Origin of the sequence: Glaciecola sp. SC05 (genome assembly GCF_041380235.1) — a bacterium.
In the GTDB taxonomy this organism is placed as follows: domain Bacteria; phylum Pseudomonadota; class Gammaproteobacteria; order Enterobacterales; family Alteromonadaceae; genus Glaciecola.
In genome coordinates this window covers 51,120-68,699 of record NZ_JBGIYY010000006.1, presented here as the reverse complement: position 1 = coordinate 68,699, position 17,580 = coordinate 51,120, and the positions used below count along the sequence as shown (strand labels likewise).

Below are 17,580 nucleotides of genomic sequence, written 5' to 3'. Positions count from 1 at the left end.
AAGGCACAGTTTTTAATCAAATCAAATTGCGTGATAACGAGTAGTATATTAGCGACTATTGCCTACATTATAACCGACATTTGGCAATAGGATATAGTGTCTTTTCAATATAAGGCTCTTATTTGCGCTTTTTTGTACTTTTATTGACAGTTTTTACATAAACCGTGAGCTTCTATGGTCTGAGTTAAAATTTCAAAGGAGTTAGCTTTCGCCTGCGCTTCAAGAGTTTCTTTTACACCTTGAGACTGTATTTCTTGCACGTCGCCACAACCGTCGCATATTAAAAACTGCACTGGATGCGAACAACCAAAGTGATGACAAGCTAAAAAAGTGTTGTTTGACTCGACCTTATGCACTAAGCCGAGCTCCAAAAAAAAGTCTAGGGCACGGTACACGGTGGGCGGTTTAGCGTTATCTTCTACTGCTCGCAGCTTATCCAGCAAATCATAAGCTCCAATGGATGAATCTTCTTGTAACAATATTTCGTAAACACGAGCACGCAAAGGCGTAAATCGCACGCCTTGCTCTTCACAATAGGTCTTTGCCTTATTGAAAATGCTGTGTTGTTTTTTAGAAAGAGCCTGCGGCAAGCTTATTTCCTCATAGAGTCAGTATTAGGTATTTATTTTAAAGAGTATAACACTGCTTTATTTGTGAACAAGGCTCAAAACACGTAAAGTCCTATGCCAGAAATTTGCCCTATTAGGGGTCGAGTAATTAAAAGAGTGCGTAATGCTACAAAAGCTACATTTTATATTTTCTAATAATCGCTTGTTAGTGCCCAAGGATTCTAATTTGAGTGCCTCATTAGAGAAGCTACAGCAAATCAATGTGGATGACTTTTCTAACTACCTTTCGCAAGGTTTAAAGATTACCGAGTCGACTTACGGTGAACATATTTTGATCGACATGCAAAAAGAACAATTTGTAAGTGATGATTATCATATGCTGTCTTTGCGCGAAGCCCTTGGCATGTTGAGCATTGAAGAGTTTGCTCATGTTGCACAAGCTTGGCAATATGCGATTTTTTTACGCCATCATAAATATTGCGGACGCTGTGGCAGTGGCATGCAGCAAGTGCAGTGGGAAATGGCTATGCACTGTCATCGCTGTCAGCATCGAGTTTATCCGCGCGTCTCGCCATGCATTATCGTTTCTGTTCGCAAAGGTGATAAAATTTTACTGGCGCAAGGTGTTAGACACCAAAGTTCTGGTTTTTTCTCTACTCTAGCTGGCTTTGTAGAAAGTGCCGAGTCATTAGAAACTGCAGTGCATCGTGAAGTAAAAGAAGAGGTTGGAATTGACGTTAAGAATATTGAATATTTTGGCAGTCAGCCTTGGCCATTCCCACATTCTTTAATGGTTGGCTATTTGGCCGATTATGCGGGAGGTGATTTAGTGCTTGAAGAAAAGGAAATATTGAGCGCAGATTGGTTTGATATTGACGACCTGCCAAATATCCCCCCAAAGCTATCTATCGCGGGCCGATTAATCGAAGAAACTGTAAAAAGAATAAGGCAAGAAAAAGCAAATTAGCGTATTCTTGCGCCTGAGTTTTTGTACCATATTATAAAAGAAAAGAGAGTCCAATGAGTCACTTAAAAAACGACCGATACATTCGAGCCCTTTTGAGAAAGCCGGTTGACGTCACGCCAGTTTGGATGATGCGTCAAGCTGGGCGCTACTTGCCTGAATATAAAGCAACTCGCGCTGAAGCCGGCGATTTCATGGCTTTGTGTACCAACCCTGAGCTGGCTTGTGAGGTCACTTTACAGCCTCTTCGTCGCTTCAAGCTAGACGCTGCCATATTGTTTTCAGACATATTAACTATCCCTGACGCTATGGGTTTAGGTTTGTATTTTGAAGCGGGAGAAGGCCCCAAATTTAAGCATCCGATCACTTCACATCGCGACGTAGAAAAATTACCCGTACCCGACCCAGAAGATGAACTGGGCTATGTGATGAACGCGGTTCGTACCATTCGTAAAAATTTGAAAGGCGAAGTCCCGCTGATCGGATTTTCAGGCAGTCCTTGGACACTCGCTACCTATATGGTGGAAGGTGGCTCGAGCAAAGCGTTTACAAAAATCAAAAAGATGGCTTTTAGCGAGCCGCAAACGATGCACTTGCTGCTCGACAAGCTCGCCGATTCGGTGATTTCTTACTTAAACGCACAAATTGCTGCAGGTGCGCAATCGGTCATGGTTTTTGATACTTGGGGCGGCGTGCTATCACCGCGTGATTATCAGTTATTTTCTTTGCAATATATGGAAAAAATTGTCGCAGGATTGACTCGCGAGTATGACGGCCAGAAAATTCCAGTAACTCTATTTACAAAAAATGGCGGTCAATGGCTTGAAGCGATCGCAGCCACAGGTTGTGACGGTATTGGTTTAGACTGGACCATCAATATTGCCGATGCAAAAGCACGAGTGGGCGATAAGGTAGCATTGCAAGGTAATATGGACCCATCTATCTTATACGCCCCAAAAGAGCGAATTGAGCAAGAGGTATCAGACATTCTCGCCGGTTTTGGCAAGGGTGAAGGGCATGTGTTTAACTTGGGCCACGGCATTCATTTAGATGTACCACCTGAGAATGCTGGCCACTTTGTGGAAGCGGTGCATAAGTTTTCTAAGCAGTATCACGAATAAATTTACCATGCTACTGATGCAAGCGAAAAGAAAGAGTAGTGATTGCTTTTTCTTATCGCGAGTCTCTCTCAGCGGTCTGGTTATTTATGCATCTCTGGGTAATCCTTTTTTGACCACTCTAACCAAGCGCGCTTGTTGGCGAGTTAGGTCAATGACATCAATACTTTTTTCATAGAGCTTCTGTTTACCGCGCTGTTGTTCTAAAGCCCACTCAAAATGATCTTGTAAGTCATTATCGCTTTCAGCCATAAGCGCCTTTTCTAAAGCGCTTATGATGCTTGGCGAAAACGGCGCGTTGCCTAAAGCGACAGATATGTTTCTGTGCCACTTTTTTATACCAATGCGGCGTATAGCTGAGCCTTCAGTGTTGCATAAAAATTCCTGTTCATTCCATGAGAATAAGCTCAGTAAATCGCCTTTTAGCAACTCACTTCGCGGTTTGAAGTCGTCTTCTTTAGTAATGTCAGCTTCGCGGTTGAAAGGGCAGGTCAATTGGCAATCGTCACATCCATAAATACGATTACCCATTGGTTTACGAAACTCTTCGGCGATAGCCCCCTCATGCTCAATTGTAAGATAAGAAATACAGCGATTGGCATCCACTTTATAGGGCGCCACGATTGCCTTGGTCGGGCATATCGATATACACGCGCTGCAGGTTCCGCATAGGTGCTCTACTGGCGTGTCTATCGGCAGGGGGATATTAATAAAAAGCTCTCCTAGGAAAAACCAAGAGCCAGCGTCTTTATTTAAAGTTAGTGAATGCTTACCTGTCCATCCAATCCCAGCTTTTTCCGCTATTGCGTGTTCTAATACAGGAGCCGAATCAACAAAAGGGCGATACTGTAAACCTTCGCATGCAGCGCTAATTTTTTCTGCCAATTGCTTTAAACGCTTACGCATCACCTTATGATAGTCTCTGCCAAGGGCATAGCGGCTGATATAGGCTTTATTTGTATTTTCTAGGGTGCTCGCAAAAGCCGCGTCTTCTGGAAGGTAGTCCATGCGCACGCTGATCACTCGCAAAGTGCCGGGCAGCAATTGGTCGGGATGCAGGCGTTTTTCAATATTTCGCTCAAAAAACGACATCTGACCGTGGTATCCTTGATCAATCCAATCAAGTAGTGCCTGTTTATGTTGAGACAAATCAATATCAGCGATACCAACTTGTTGAAATCCTAGCGATTTCCCCCAAGCCTTGATATGGTTTGCTAGACTTTTGAAATCCATAGACTGCACGTAAGGACCTAAACTCATGTTGGAAAGAAATAATAGCCCAAGTTTAACACAAAAACTGTATCGGGCAGATCAAGTCCGCCAGTATGAGGAGCGTGCAGCTGAGCAATGCGGTATTGAATTGTTTAGCTTGATGCAGCAGGCTGGTGAAGCTGTATTTAAACAGTCGGTATTGTTACTGCCTAATATTGAAAATTATTTGGTGCTCGTTGGTATCGGACATAATGCAGGTGACGGTTACATAACTGCCTTAGCAGCTACTAAAGCAGGTAAAAATGTCACGCTTTGTGCAGTAGAGCCCGAACGTGAAACGAAAGGCAATGTGGCAAAAGCGCGCGACGCGTGGTTGCAGTCTGGCGGTAAAATTGAGGCTTTTTCTGAAGAAAAGCTAGACCAGGCAGAAGTTGTGATTGATGCTTTACTCGGTACTGGAATTAACGGCGTAGTAAGAAGCGAGTTTGCTAAAGTAATAACAGCGGTAAATAACTCATTGCTACCGGTGGTCAGTATCGATATTCCAAGTGGTTTATGTGGTGATACTGGCGCATCCCTTGGATACAGCATTCAAGCTGACGTTACCGTAACGTTTGTTGGCATAAAACTGGGCTTGACTACAGGCGCAGGTAAACAGTGCTGTGGCAAGCTAGTTTTTGATGATTTAGGAATAGGCAAGACGTTTAGCGATATTGCTCGAAGCGATGCCACGGCGCTAGACATTAAACATTTTCGAGGGCTTGCGCCTAGGCCGGTTAATTCTCACAAAGGCAATCATGGCAGACTGCTCTGTATAGGCGGTAACTCAGGCATGCCTGGCGCGATACGTTTGGCTTCTGAAGCGGCTTTGCGAAGCGGTGCAGGCATGGTAAAAGTGTTTGCTCATGCTGACTCTAAGATACAAATTAGTTCGGGTAGACCGGAACTAATGGTCATTAGCGATGGTCTAGAATCTGCCTTGGAGTGGGCGACGTCGGTTGTTATTGGCCCGGGTTTAGGCACCGATGAATGGGCTAAAAACGTCTTCGATACGGTGATGGAATATTGCCAGCAACATCCTAAACCGATAGTAGTGGATGCAGATGCGTTGAATTTAAAAGCAGTGAATACAACGTTTGTTGCACTACCTGATTGCATTATTACGCCTCACTCAGGAGAAGCGTCGCGTTTACTGCATGTATCTATCGAAGATATTGAGTCAAATCGCTTTAACTATGCGAGGCAGTGCGCGCAACGTTACAATGCAACATGTGTGTTAAAAGGTGCTGGCAGTATTATTGATAACCAAAAGCACTCATGGGTGTGTCGACATGGCAATCCTGGAATGGCGACCGCCGGCATGGGCGACGTGTTGAGCGGTATATTAGGCGCTTTGGTTGCCCAAGGTTTAGATAAAGATATTGCCTGCCAGTTTGGCGTGTCTTTGCACGCTAAAGCTGGCGATATCGTCGCACAAAAATATGGTCAACGTGGTCTGTTGGCCAGTGACTTATTTGAAACTGTTAGAGTATTAATAAACGAATGACGCAAATACAACGGTCGTGTGTCGATGAAACTGCAACCCGTCAACTTGCCAAAGGGCTCGCTGCAGTCCTTATGTCGGCAGAAGTCGGCGGTACGATTATTTACCTAGAAGGCGATTTAGGGGCAGGTAAAACTACCTTTAGTCGAGAACTTTTGCATGCTCTTGGGCATGTCGGTAGTGTAAAAAGCCCGACGTATACGCTAGTTGAGCCCTATCAAATAAACGGGCTTGATGTATTTCATTTTGATTTGTATCGTCTGGCTGATCCAGAAGAGTTAGAATTCATGGGCATCCGAGATTATTTCAACGAAAATACGTTTTGTTTGATAGAGTGGCCAGAAAAAGGCTTTGGTCTTTTGCCCAATGCTGATCTTGAAATCAAGATTAGCTATGAAAATGAAGGTCGACACTTTATATTAGAGTCAAGGTCTGACCGAGCCAATGCTTGGTTAGAAAGCATGAAGTAACGTGGAGTATTTACGCAAGCGATGAATTTAAAATGCAAACATCCATTGCGAATATGTCTGTGCCTGTTATTGGCACTTAATTTTTCGACCCTTGCATTTGCCAATCAAATTCAACAGGCTCGCTTTAATCAAGCGGGTGACACCAGCCGCTTAGTCCTTGAGTTTGAATCCGAACCAACATTTACGTACTTTACTCTGAGCGGCCCGAATCGGCTGGTATTGGATTTGAGTGGTGTGGGTAAACGCTACTCATTTGATAATTTACAGCTCTCATCTAAAGCCGTCACCAAAGTACGCCATTCCACACCGAAAACTAAGCAAGACACTCGCTTAGTCATTGAAATGAGTAAACAACTTACCCCTACTATTTTTACTTTACCTGCGTCGCCTGACGCCTCGTATCGTTTAGTTATTGAGCTGGTGGATCCGACATATATCGCCGACACAACACCGGTGAATACTGCCGGGCCAGATCGCGACAAAGATATTATTATTGTAGTAGATGCAGGTCATGGAGGTGTCGATCCAGGCTCAATCGGACCAGCAGGTACCTACGAAAAACGTATTACCTTAAGTATTGCCAAAATGCTCGAAACCAAAATTAACAATGAGCCAGGAATGCGCGCGATTATGACTCGCGATGGAGACTATTACATCTCTCCAAACGCTCGTCCAAGGATTGCAGTGCAGGCAAACGCTGATTTATTAATTTCTATTCACGCCGATGCATTTACCACGCCGCAACCAAGAGGCGGTTCAGTTTGGGTATTATCAAAGGGTCGAGCTGACAGTGAATTAGGTCGATTGCTGGAACAAACTGAACGAAGCTCAGAATTGCTGGGACCAGCGGCAGAAGTGATTGAGGATCGGGATACTGAACGTTATTTTGCCGAAACCATATTAAATATGTCGATGGACCTGTTCAGGGCCAGCAGTTATGAATTAAGTAATAAAATGATCAATGAAATGAAAGGCGTTACCAAAATGCACAAAAAGGTCCCGCAGAGCGCAAGTTTGGCGGTATTGACTGCTCCGGAGACGCCATCAATTTTAGTTGAGGTAGGATTTATTTCGAACCCTCAGGAAGAGAAAAATCTAAATTGGAAAGAACATCGAGAGCGGCTTGCCGACGCGATGTTTAGGTCAATTACTGCGTTTTTTAAAAAGACTCCTCCTGACGGTACACTTTGGGCACAATGGAAACAGAATGCTCCCCAGCAACATCGTGTGGCAAGCGGCGAGTCGCTGTCGTTATTGGCGCAGCGATACGGCGTTACAGTTAGTAAATTAAAATCTGAAAATAACCTTTCTTCTGATATGGTCAAAATCGGTCAGTTGCTAACTATTCCTAGTTCTTAGTATGTCCGACGACTCTTACATTGCATCAAAGATTCAACTACTGCCCCCGCAGCTTGCCAACCAAATTGCTGCCGGTGAGGTTGTTGAGCGACCCGCATCAGTAGTTAAAGAACTGATCGAAAACAGTATTGATGCTAAGGCCGACAGTATTCATGTAGAAATAGAGCAGGGTGGCCACAAGCGCATATTAATCCGAGATAGTGGCTCGGGTATTGCCCAAGATCAGTTGGTGCTCGCGTTAAGCCGCCACGCCACTAGTAAGATTAGAGATATTGACGATTTAGAGTGTATCAACAGTATGGGCTTTCGCGGGGAGGCCTTAGCAAGTATTAGTTCGGTCAGTCGTTTAACCTTGACCTCTCGGCCACAGGATCAAGCTCAAGCATGGCAAGCTAAGGCCCAGGGCATTGATATGGACGTGACCCTAAGCCCAGCGGCGCACCCCCATGGTACTTCAATAGAAGTGATAGATTTATTTTTTAATACCCCCGCTAGACGAAAATTTTTGCGTGCACAAAAGACCGAGTTTCAACATATTGAAACGATTGTTCGGCGGATTGCTTTAGCGCATCCAAACATCGCTTTTTCGCTCACACATAACGGTAAGCTTGTGCATAAGTGGCGTGCCGGCGATTTAATCTCAAGAGTCAAGGCAGTTTGCGGCGCCGCGTATTTGCAGCAATCAACAGCAATTAATTATCAACATGAAAATATGCGTCTAACTGGCTGGTGTTCAAAAATAGGTGAGGGGTGGCCGACCACCGAACAGCAGTATATTTTTGTTAATTGTCGCATGATCCGGGACAAGTTGGTTTTACATGCGATTCGTCAAGCCTATGAAGGAATGTTGCCAGACAACCAGTACCCGGCTTATGTGTTGTTTTTATCGCTTCCTCCCCAAGATATGGATATCAATGTGCATCCTGCTAAACATGAGGTGCGATTTCATCATGCTAGGCAAGTCCATGACGTGATTTTTCAAGCGATTAGTCAGGCGATTGTGAGTGCTCAGGCCTTAGCTGAGCAAGGCCAGCTTGATAAACAAGATGTCACGAGCTCGACGCCTGAATCATTTTCACTTTCGGCCCGTAGTTCAGAACAATCTGTGGGGCATGATTATATTCGGCCGCTGCAGGCAGATAAAGCGGCGACGCATTCTGCTCATTTGGCTGACACTGCTTCGCCTCGTCTTAATTCGACGTCGGCTAGTGCGGTAACAAGAGGCCGCAATACCACGCATTTCCACCCTTCTGCCCAAGCAAATATTGCTGAAGCCGGTAAGCTTTATCAGGAGCTAATGCAGAATGATACTAGCGCTTCAGGCAATACTCAGTATGTTCGCTTGGGCAGCTATTTGTTGTTGCAACAAAACGAAGATGTCATTGCGCTGCCGCTAGTGAAAATAATCGCACTTGGATTTGAGATAGAAATTGCGAATGCCAGCACAAGTCAGCCGCTGCTAATGCCTGTCTCGGTATGCCAAAAAGCAGTTTTACAAAAAACCGTGCTTAGCCAACTTCAAGCAATTGGGTGCATTATTGAGAGCCGTCATCAAAAGTATATTTTGAAGCAGGTCCCAAGTGCTATTCGTGCATTGCCATGGGCTCATATATTTGCGCGCATACTGGAGCAAACAACGGCGCTAAGCTCTGAGTCTGAGTGCATTGAGCTGATTGCTCAGTACTATTTAGAGATTGCACAATTGAGCCCGCAAAGTATCCAGAGTATGATATCTCGACTGGATAGTAAGCGTTTAGATGATGCAATAAAAGTCGGTGGTCATAAGCTTAGTGAACAGACCTTAGTGTCAACGATGGAGCGAAAATAGCATGACCAGTGACCCAATACTTTCAAAACCAGTTGTTTGTATTATGGGTCCTACCGCAAGCGGCAAGACGGCGCTTGCGGTAGAGTTAGCGAAAGCGATTCATGGCGAAGTAGTCAGTGTCGATTCAGCCTTAATATATACCGATATGAACATCGGTACGGCAAAACCTACTGAAAAAGAAAAGCAGGGGATTGTGCATCATTTAATTGATATTCTTAACCCCGAGCAAAGCTACTCAGTTGCAGACTTTATCCGAGACGCGTCCGTTTGTATTGAGGATATTCTTGAGCGTGGGAAGATCCCCATATTGGCTGGTGGAACGATGATGTATTTTAATGCGCTGCATCATGGTATTTCAGAGATTCCGGCTGCTGATCATGATGTTAGAGCTATTATTGCAGAGCAAATTACAAAGCACGGTTCAGCGTGGCTGCATCAACAGCTTCAAGAAGTAGACCCTGCAAGCGCAGATAAAATTCACCCAAATGATCCTCAGCGAGTAACGCGCGCGTTAGAAGTATTTAAAAGCACAGGCAAAACACTGTCGGCATGGAAAGCAGAAAAAAAACCTATGCCAAGCTATGATTTTTTTAACTTTGCGCTGATGACAGAAGACCGAGCATTACTGCACAGCAGAATAGAAAAAAGATTTAAAACAATGCTCGATGCAGGTTTGATTGATGAGGTGCAAGAGATTATTTCTAATTACACAATCAATCCAGATTTGCCTTCTATGCGTAGTGTAGGATATCGTCAAGTGTTTGAGTATCTAGCAAAAGATATTGACTATGACACTATGGTTGAAAAAGGAATAGCAGCAACTCGTCAGCTAGCTAAGCGACAAATCACATGGCTTAGAGGCTGGGAAAACACCGAATGGCTGGACATAAATGAAGACAATAATTTGCAAAGAGTGATGCAAAAAGTATGTGTTACTCGCCAATAATATGATGTACACTGGGCGACCAGACATGAGTAACGCAACATTATAATAATAATTAAGGATGTCTAATGGCTAAAGGTCAGTCTCTACAAGACCCATTTTTAAACGCTCTTAGAAAAGAGCGCATTCCGGTCTCAATATATCTGGTAAATGGCATTAAGCTACAAGGCCAAGTCGAATCTTTTGACCAATTCGTAGTATTGCTAAAAAATACCGTAAGCCAAATGGTTTACAAACACGCTATTTCGACTGTCGTGCCCGCACGTGCGTTTACAATGCCCACTAACCATGGCGATGGCGACTCTCAAGACTAAATTGGAGTATTTATTTGTTTGACCGTTTTGAAGCCGGCGAAAATGCCGTACTAGTACATATTGATTTTTCAGACGAACAAAACAAAGAAGACTTTCAAGAATTACAAATGCTGGTGGCGTCTGCTGGTGTAAACCAAGCCGGTGTGATTACCGCCTCTCGAAGTGCCCCGCAAGCTAAATATTTTATCGGTTCAGGAAAAGCAGAAGAAATAGCTGAAACCGTAAAAGGCTTGCAGGCTGACGTGGTTATTTTCAACCATTCACTGTCTCCTTCCCAAGAACGAAATTTAGAAGCGTTAATTCAATGTCGGGTATTGGATCGTACCAGTTTGATATTAGACATATTTGCTCAAAGAGCGCGCACCCACGAGGGTAAATTGCAAGTTGAGCTGGCGCAGTTAAAACACATCTCCACTCGTCTAATCAGAGGCTGGACACATTTAGAGCGCCAAAAAGGCGGTATTGGGCTTCGTGGACCGGGTGAAACTCAGTTAGAAACCGACCGCAGGTTATTGCGTGGTCGCATCAAAGCTATCTTGAAGCGCTTAGAAAAAGTCCAAAAGCAGCGAGAGCAAGGTCGTCGCTCTCGTAAAAGAGCGGAAATTCCAACGGTATCTTTAGTCGGATATACTAACGCGGGCAAATCTACCTTGTTCAACACCATCACTGATGCTGGGGTATATGCTGCAGACCAACTATTTGCGACTTTGGACCCGACTTTACGTAAAGTAGAATTGGCAGAAGTCGGTTCTGCTATATTAGCCGATACGGTTGGTTTTATTCGCCATCTTCCCCATGATTTAGTGGCTGCGTTTAAAGCAACCTTACAAGAAACTCAAGAAGCAGACCTGTTGTTGCACGTTGTTGACTATTCTGACGCGCAATATCGAGAAAATATGGAACAAGTCAATGAGGTTCTTACCGAGATTGAGGCGCATGAAGTACCGCAGCTCATTATTTGTAACAAAATAGATTGTTTGGAAAACGTTGAGCCAAAAATAGACAGGGACCAAGAAGGCCGTCCAATTCGCGTTTGGCTGTCAGCCCAAAAGGGCCAAGGCATTGATTTATTAAAAAAAGCCCTCACTGAGTGTCTAAGGAAGTCAATGGTGACTCATACTTTGCGTATTCCGCCAGATGAAGGCAGACTGCGAGGCATGCTGTATGAGCTCAATTGCATAACAGAACAAAGCTACTCAGAGCAGGGTGATTGGCTTGTTGATATTAAGATGTTGACCGCCGATTGGCACAGAATTGACAAAAAAGTGGAACATAAGCTTAGCGGATTTGTCATTCATTAGAACGAAGCACAATATATATTTGCTGAAGAGCAAAACTATTCGTAGCTAGAACTAGTATATTAATTAGTATCTTTAATTTCGGAGTATGAGTATGGCTTGGAATGAGCCGGGTGGTAATGACAAGAAAAACGACCCGTGGAAAAATCGTGGCAGCAAAGATCAAGGCCCGCCTGATTTAGACGATGTATTGAAGAACCTTTTTGGTAAGTTTGGCAAAGGTGGCGGCGGTTCCGGCGGCACTGGCGCAAGCTTCACTGGGAAAGGTATTGGTATTGTGGCAATTTTGGCCATAGTGATTTATGTACTCAGTGGCTTTTACACAATAAAAGAAGCTGAACGCGGAGTGATATTACGTTTTGGTGAATTCCATTCTCTTGCCCAGCCAGGCTTGCAGTGGAAGTTAACGTTTATCGACCAAGTTTTGCCGGTTAATGTTCAGTCTATTCGCAACCAAGGGTCTTCTGGCTCGATGCTTACTGAAGATGAAAATATGGTAAGCGTTGAAATGGAAGTGCAATATCGCGTATTTGACCCTCAGCAGTGGGTGTTTGCGGTAGTCAATCCAGAACAAAGCTTAAGCCAAGCCTTCGATAGTGCTATTCGTTACGTGGTGGGTCATTCAAGAATGGATGATGTGTTGACGGAAGGTCGTGAAGTGGCTCGCCAGAGAGTACTTGAAGAACTCCAAGGAATAATAACTCCATACAACATGGGTGTGGATATTATTGATTTAAACTTTACGAATGCCCGCCCGCCTGAGCAAGTAAGAGCGGCCTTCGATGACGCGATCGCTGCACAGGAAGATGAACAACGTTTTATTCGAGAAGCTGAGGCCTATCAAAGAGCGATTGAACCTGAAGCTCGCGGTAGGGTGAATCGTATGAACGAAGAGGCACAAGCGTATAAAGAACGTTCAATTTTAGAAGCTCAGGGTGAAGTTGCCCGCTTCGAAGAGTTGTTACCTCAGTATGTTGCAGCGCCTGAAGTAACGCGTCAGCGTATCTATCTTGAAACGATCGAAAGCGTTTTTAGCAATACTAGTAAAATAATGGTGGATACTGAAGGCGGCGGAAATATCATGTACTTGCCACTAGATAAGATCATGGATCAACGCGATACTTCAAGACAAACGATTAATCGTAACTCAACTAGTTTTGAAGAGATTCGAGATAGAGTGAATAATAGCCCGAATGCTGCACCTATGCTGAATAATAATTCGCGCAACGATGCTGGTAGGCAGGGGAGAAACTAATGAAAAATATAGTTGCTATACTAATTGTAGTGCTGGCAGTTTTGGGCTTTAGTTCAATCTTTGTGGTTGCTGAAGGGACTAGAGCAATAGTCATTACCTTTGGTAAAGTCGGTCAGAACGCCGACGGAAGCACAATGGTGTATGAGCCTGGTTTGCATTTAAAGATCCCATTCTTTGACCGTGTGCAGCGTTTAGATGCACGCATTCAAACACTCGATGAGCGCGCTGATCGTTTCGTTACGGTTGAAAAAGAAGATTTGATTGTTGATTCATATGTGAAATGGAAGATTGAGGACTTTGGACGTTACTGGCTGTCAACTGGTGGTAACAAAGAACAAGCTGAAATCTTATTGAAGCAAAAAGTGAACAATGGACTGCGCTCAGAATTTGGTTCTCGCACCATACAACAGATTGTATCGGGTGAGAGAAGCGAATTGATGGATGAAGCAATGATCCAAGCATCAGGTAGCTCGAATGAGCTGGGAGTTCAGATTGTTGATGTCCGAGTAAAGCAAATCAACCTGCCGCAAGAAATCAGTAACTCAATCTTTGAACGTATGCGTGCTGAGCGTGCTGCTGCCGCTAGAGAGTATCGTTCAGAAGGTCAGGAGCAAGCTGAAATTATTCGCGCAAACGTCGACGCTAAAGTCACCGTTATGTTGGCAGACGCAGAGCGTAACGCCAGACAGTTGCGCGGTGAAGGTGATGCACAAGCGGCACAAATCTATGCGCAAACATATTCGAAAGACCCGGAGTTTTTCAGTTTCTTGCGCAGTATGGATGCCTACCGAGCTAGCTTTAATACCAAGCAAGACGTGATTGTGATTTCGCCGGACAGTGATTTCTTCCGGTACTTGAATAATCAATCTGGTGTCAGATAAACCCAATAACTTTATACCTTAGAAAAAGCTGCTTTTTAGCAGCTTTTTTATTGCCTATTTCTTGCTCGAATCAGTGTAAATAAAGCGCCATATGCAATTAAATATGAAAGTTAGACAGAACTTAGGTAATATTTACAACATAATAACAACACATAAAGAGATCTACCTTTTGTCTTCTAACACTCCGCAATCATCTTCAACTCAAAACGACCTCGCAAACAGCGGTTGGTTTTCTCGATTTTTGAGTGGCGTTGAGTGGTTAGGCAATCTGCTGCCTCATCCAATTACCCTATTTGCTTCCCTTGCGCTTTTTATCGTTTTTCTCAGCGGCATTCTGGGTTATTTCGATGTTAGCGTAATGGACCCACGCCCACTCGGCGCTAAAGGGCGTGAAGCTGACGGCATTATCGAAGTCATCTCTTTAATGAATGCTGAGGGCCTGCAAAGAATTGTTACTGGCTTGGTCACTAACTTCACTGGTTTTGCGCCCTTAGGCACAGTGTTGGTTGCTTTGCTAGGTGTGTCTGTTGCAGAACATTCAGGCTTATTAAGCACGGTAATGCGCTCCATGGTGATGAACGCGTCTAAGCAAGTTGTAACAGTGGTTATCGTATTTGCTGGTATCGTCTCTAACACTGCTTCTGAGCTAGGCTACGTGGTGCTGATCCCGTTAGCGGCGATGATATTTCATTCTTTAGGAAGACACCCATTAGCGGGCCTTGCAGCCGCCTTTGCGGGTGTTTCGGCTGGATACAGTGCAAATCTATTACTTGGAACCGTAGATCCTCTGCTGGCAGGGATTACGCAAGATGCTTCTCGAATGATTGACCCAGAATATGTCGTGGGCCCTGAAGTGAATTGGTATTTTATGTTTGTGAGTACTTTTGCTGTGGCTATCATGGGTGCGATTGTAACTGAAAAAATTGTTGAGCCGCGATTGGGTGTCTACAATCCAGACGATGCCTCGATTGATTTAGGTAAGCAGCAGATGGATGCACCTACCCCGGTTGAAATAAAAGCGATGAAATGGGCAGGATTTACCTTTGTTTTAGTGTGTGCTCTGCTGGCCTTTACTATTGTTCCTGAAAACGGAATTTTACGCCATCCAGAAACCGGAGAAGTCGCAGGCTCACCGTTCTTGCGCGGTATCGTAGCGTTCATTTTCATTACCTTTGCCATCCCGGGCTTTGTATATGGGCGAATTGCCGGCACCATGAAAAATGATCGTGATGTTATAGATGCTATGGCCAAAAGTATGAGCTCGATGGGGCTTTATATTACCCTAGTGTTTTTTGCAGCCCAGTTTGTGGCATTTTTTAAATGGACCAATTTAGGCACTGTATTAGCGGTTAAAGGCGCAGCATTTTTGCAGGCCACAGGCTTTGATGGGCCCGAAGTTTTCATTCTCTTCATTTTAATGTGCGGTATTGTGAATCTTTCCCTAGGCAGTGCCTCTGCGCAGTGGGCGGTAACTGCCCCTATTTTTGTTCCAATGTTGATGCTAATTGGTTTTGCGCCAGAGCTTATTCAGGCTGCTTATCGAATAGGAGATTCGGTGACCAACGTTATCTCTCCAATGATGAGCTATTTTGGCCTGATACTCGCGATAGCTGCTAAGTACAAAAAGAATCTTGGTATGGGGACTCTCATCGCTACGATGTTACCGTACTCACTTGTGTTTATAGTTGGGTGGACAATTCTATTTTACGTTTGGGTGTTTTTGTTTGGTTTACCTGTCGGGCCAGGTGCAGCAACGTATTATTCTCCGGGGCCATAGAGGCGCCCACTGTATCGTGGCAAAAATAGAAATTAGCTTTGGACTAGTCCAAAGCTAATGTTAATACGTATTTTTAAACATTCGCCCTAAAGACAACATTAATAATTCTATGAAGTATCGTTCGCAAGAAGCCTTTACCCATGTGCAAGCTGACAAAATCGGAGTGTTGATTAGTAATCTTGGCACACCACAAGCTCCTACTAAACAGGCGCTTAGACCCTATTTAAAACAGTTTTTGTCTGATCCACGAGTAGTTGAAGTACCAAAACTAATTTGGTGGTTTGTTTTGAATATTATCATTTTAAACATTCGCCCCGCTCGTTCGGCAAAGGCATATCAAACCGTTTGGACAGACGAAGGCTCACCTCTACTCACTCATACCAAGCATCAAGCTGAGGGCTTAGCAAAACGCTTTAGTGAAAAGTATGGAGATGATGTGGTTGTGGAGTTTGCCATGCGTTACGGCGAGCCATCGGTATCAACCGCTGTGGAGAGTTTGCTGGCGCAAGGTGCACGTAAGATTATTTTATTGCCACTGTATCCTCAATATTGTGCGTCTACTAGCGGCTCAACCTTTGATGCTTTGGCAGAAGATTTTACCAAGCGTCGTTGGTTGCCTGATTTTAGGTTTGTTAGCCACTATCACGATAACGACAATTATATTGCTTGTTTGGCTGACAAAATACAGGCTCATTGGGACAAACATGGGCGTGCTGACAAGTTGATATTTTCTTATCACGGAATTCCTAAGCGATATTTGAAAAACGGCGACCCTTATCACTGCGAGTGTCACAAAACTTCTCGATTAATTGCTGAAAAACTCTCTCTTAAAAGTGATGAGTACATGACGACATTTCAGTCTCGCTTTGGACGCGAGGAATGGTTAACGCCATATACTGACGAAACCTTTAAGAAGCTGCCTAGTCAAGGTGTGAAGTCTTTGCAAGTAGTCTGCCCTGGGTTTTCCTCTGATTGTCTAGAGACAATTGAAGAGATAGGCGAAGAAAATTGTGAGTATTTTATGCATGCTGGCGGAGAGCGTTATGAATATATCGAATGCTTAAATAGCGACGATGCGCATTTAGACATGCTGTTTACCTTATTGGTAGACAATATGCAGGGCTGGAAAGTTGGGGATGACTACCAGCAGCGTGAGCAATTGGCAAAGGGACTGGGTTCAGAAAAATGAGTCAGGATCTGCAGCCCACTCAGGCAAAGCCTCTTGCCGAAACGACGGAAGCTTTAAAGGCGCCAGATGCCCTTTTAGAGGCGCAAGGTCTTGCGAACTTATTGGATACCGCAGTACGCATTCCATTCATCGGGATTAAAGTCGGTTTGGATTTTTTGGTGGGCCTGATTCCGGTCATCGGTGATCCTATTATGATGCTTGCTTCTTTTAGAATTATACAGTTAGGGCATTCTTTAGGTGTTCCGAAGGCATTAAAAATCAAGATGTTAGGCAATTCCCTCATCGATTTTTTATTGGGTTTTGTGCCAATATTAGGAGACATCGCCGATATTTTCTTTAAAGCTAATCAGCGCAATGTCAGAATTATTGAACAATGGTGGGTCTCAGAAAATAAAGACAAAATCGATGCCTTGAGGGCTCAGATGGTAAAAGATTGGGAAGATAAGCAAAAAGTGCCGTCTGATCAGGACGACACCAGCCATTAGGTTTTTAGTGCATATTCTTGTAGTACTTCTAATGGAATAAGCGCTAATGATTTGCTGTTGGTTGCTCCTAGGATGACTGGAGGCGCAACATTAGCAGCAATTGCTTGATACCATCGACTCGCGCACAAGCACCAGCGGTCGCCCGCTTTAAGGCCTTTAAAGTCATACATCGGGTTGGGGGTGATTAAATCATTGCCGCAAGCTTTAGAATATTGCAAAAATTCGTCGGTCATCACAGCACAAACACTGTGATTGCCATAGTCACTGTTAGGTACATAGCAAAAGCCCTCTCGGGTGTAGCCAGTGTTGCCGCAGCAAAGTTGCAAAGGGTCGCCTAATACGTTGGTTTCGTTCGCCATGTTGGTCCTTTTAAAT

17 protein-coding genes are annotated in these 17,580 nt (G+C 44.2%); 14 read left to right on the top strand and 3 right to left on the bottom strand.

Going from position 1 to position 17,580, the window contains the following annotated elements; genetic code table 11:
- Positions 1 to 140: 140 nt before the first annotated feature.
- Positions 141 to 590, bottom strand: a complete 450-nt coding sequence (locus AB9H30_RS07135) for a transcriptional repressor (protein WP_371193964.1) — start codon at positions 588 to 590, stop codon at positions 141 to 143.
- A gap of 142 nt (positions 591 to 732) precedes the next feature.
- Here AB9H30_RS07135 and nudC point away from each other — a divergent pair, with 142 nt between their 5' ends.
- Entirely contained in the window at positions 733 to 1,536 is an 804-nt protein-coding gene (gene nudC, locus AB9H30_RS07130) for an NAD(+) diphosphatase (protein ID WP_371193963.1), read from the top strand.
- A 53-nt stretch (positions 1,537 to 1,589) separates the two neighbouring features.
- Positions 1,590 to 2,654 carry a uroporphyrinogen decarboxylase gene (hemE, locus tag AB9H30_RS07125; RefSeq protein ID WP_371193962.1) on the top strand — a complete coding sequence of 355 codons (1,065 nt, stop codon included), beginning with the start codon at positions 1,590 to 1,592 and terminating at the stop codon, positions 2,652 to 2,654.
- A gap of 84 nt (positions 2,655 to 2,738) precedes the next feature.
- Here hemE and queG read toward each other — a convergent pair whose 3' ends face one another.
- Entirely contained in the window at positions 2,739 to 3,911 is a 1,173-nt protein-coding gene (queG, locus tag AB9H30_RS07120) for a tRNA epoxyqueuosine(34) reductase QueG (RefSeq protein WP_371193961.1), read from the bottom strand.
- Here queG and AB9H30_RS07115 point away from each other — a divergent pair.
- The 12 genes from AB9H30_RS07115 (at position 3,910) to AB9H30_RS07060 (ending at position 17,205) form a co-directional block, all read left to right on the top strand.
- Positions 3,910 to 5,409, top strand: coding sequence for an NAD(P)H-hydrate dehydratase (locus AB9H30_RS07115; protein WP_371193960.1), 1,500 nt, complete (start codon positions 3,910 to 3,912; stop codon positions 5,407 to 5,409). The two genes, queG and AB9H30_RS07115, sit on opposite strands and share 2 nt — an antisense overlap.
- A complete protein-coding gene (gene tsaE, locus AB9H30_RS07110) occupies positions 5,406 to 5,876 on the top strand; it encodes a tRNA (adenosine(37)-N6)-threonylcarbamoyltransferase complex ATPase subunit type 1 TsaE (protein ID WP_371193959.1) in 471 nt (156 codons plus the stop codon). Before AB9H30_RS07115 ends, tsaE begins: the two co-directional genes overlap by 4 nt.
- Positions 5,877 to 5,897: 21 nt before the next feature.
- Positions 5,898 to 7,235 (top strand): N-acetylmuramoyl-L-alanine amidase, encoded by a 1,338-nt coding sequence (locus AB9H30_RS07105; protein ID WP_371193958.1) that lies wholly within the window; start codon positions 5,898 to 5,900, stop codon positions 7,233 to 7,235.
- Position 7,236: 1 nt separating this feature from the next.
- Positions 7,237 to 9,063 carry a DNA mismatch repair endonuclease MutL gene (mutL, locus tag AB9H30_RS07100; RefSeq protein WP_371193957.1) on the top strand — a complete coding sequence of 609 codons (1,827 nt, stop codon included), beginning with the start codon at positions 7,237 to 7,239 and terminating at the stop codon, positions 9,061 to 9,063.
- A 1-nt stretch (position 9,064) separates the two neighbouring features.
- Positions 9,065 to 10,009 (top strand): tRNA (adenosine(37)-N6)-dimethylallyltransferase MiaA, encoded by a 945-nt coding sequence (gene miaA / locus AB9H30_RS07095; RefSeq protein WP_371193956.1) that lies wholly within the window; start codon positions 9,065 to 9,067, stop codon positions 10,007 to 10,009.
- 65 nt (positions 10,010 to 10,074) lie between these two features.
- A complete protein-coding gene (gene hfq / locus AB9H30_RS07090; RefSeq protein WP_371193955.1) occupies positions 10,075 to 10,320 on the top strand; it encodes an RNA chaperone Hfq in 246 nt (81 codons plus the stop codon).
- 14 nt (positions 10,321 to 10,334) lie between these two features.
- Entirely contained in the window at positions 10,335 to 11,621 is a 1,287-nt protein-coding gene (gene hflX, locus AB9H30_RS07085) for a ribosome rescue GTPase HflX (protein WP_371193954.1), read from the top strand.
- 91 nt (positions 11,622 to 11,712) lie between these two features.
- Positions 11,713 to 12,873 (top strand): FtsH protease activity modulator HflK, encoded by a 1,161-nt coding sequence (gene hflK, locus AB9H30_RS07080; RefSeq protein ID WP_371193953.1) that lies wholly within the window; start codon positions 11,713 to 11,715, stop codon positions 12,871 to 12,873.
- Complete coding sequence (gene hflC / locus AB9H30_RS07075) at positions 12,873 to 13,754, top strand: protease modulator HflC (RefSeq protein WP_371193952.1); 882 nt, start codon at positions 12,873 to 12,875, stop codon at positions 13,752 to 13,754. The genes hflK and hflC overlap by 1 nt, the downstream gene beginning before the upstream one ends.
- A 169-nt stretch (positions 13,755 to 13,923) precedes the next feature.
- The gene (locus AB9H30_RS07070) at positions 13,924 to 15,531 is read left to right on the top strand and encodes an AbgT family transporter (protein WP_371193951.1); all 1,608 of its coding nucleotides are present in this window, start codon (positions 13,924 to 13,926) and stop codon (positions 15,529 to 15,531) included.
- Between the two features lie 109 nt (positions 15,532 to 15,640).
- Positions 15,641 to 16,720: a ferrochelatase gene (gene hemH, locus AB9H30_RS07065; RefSeq protein WP_371193950.1), complete on the top strand. Its 1,080-nt coding sequence runs from the start codon at positions 15,641 to 15,643 to the stop codon at positions 16,718 to 16,720.
- Positions 16,717 to 17,205 carry a DUF4112 domain-containing protein gene (locus AB9H30_RS07060; RefSeq protein WP_371193949.1) on the top strand — a complete coding sequence of 163 codons (489 nt, stop codon included), beginning with the start codon at positions 16,717 to 16,719 and terminating at the stop codon, positions 17,203 to 17,205. The genes hemH and AB9H30_RS07060 overlap by 4 nt, the downstream gene beginning before the upstream one ends.
- Here AB9H30_RS07060 and AB9H30_RS07055 read toward each other — a convergent pair.
- The gene (locus AB9H30_RS07055; protein WP_371193948.1) at positions 17,202 to 17,564 is read right to left on the bottom strand and encodes a DUF2237 family protein; all 363 of its coding nucleotides are present in this window, start codon (positions 17,562 to 17,564) and stop codon (positions 17,202 to 17,204) included. The genes AB9H30_RS07060 and AB9H30_RS07055 overlap by 4 nt on opposite strands.
- Positions 17,565 to 17,580 lie beyond the last annotated feature (16 nt).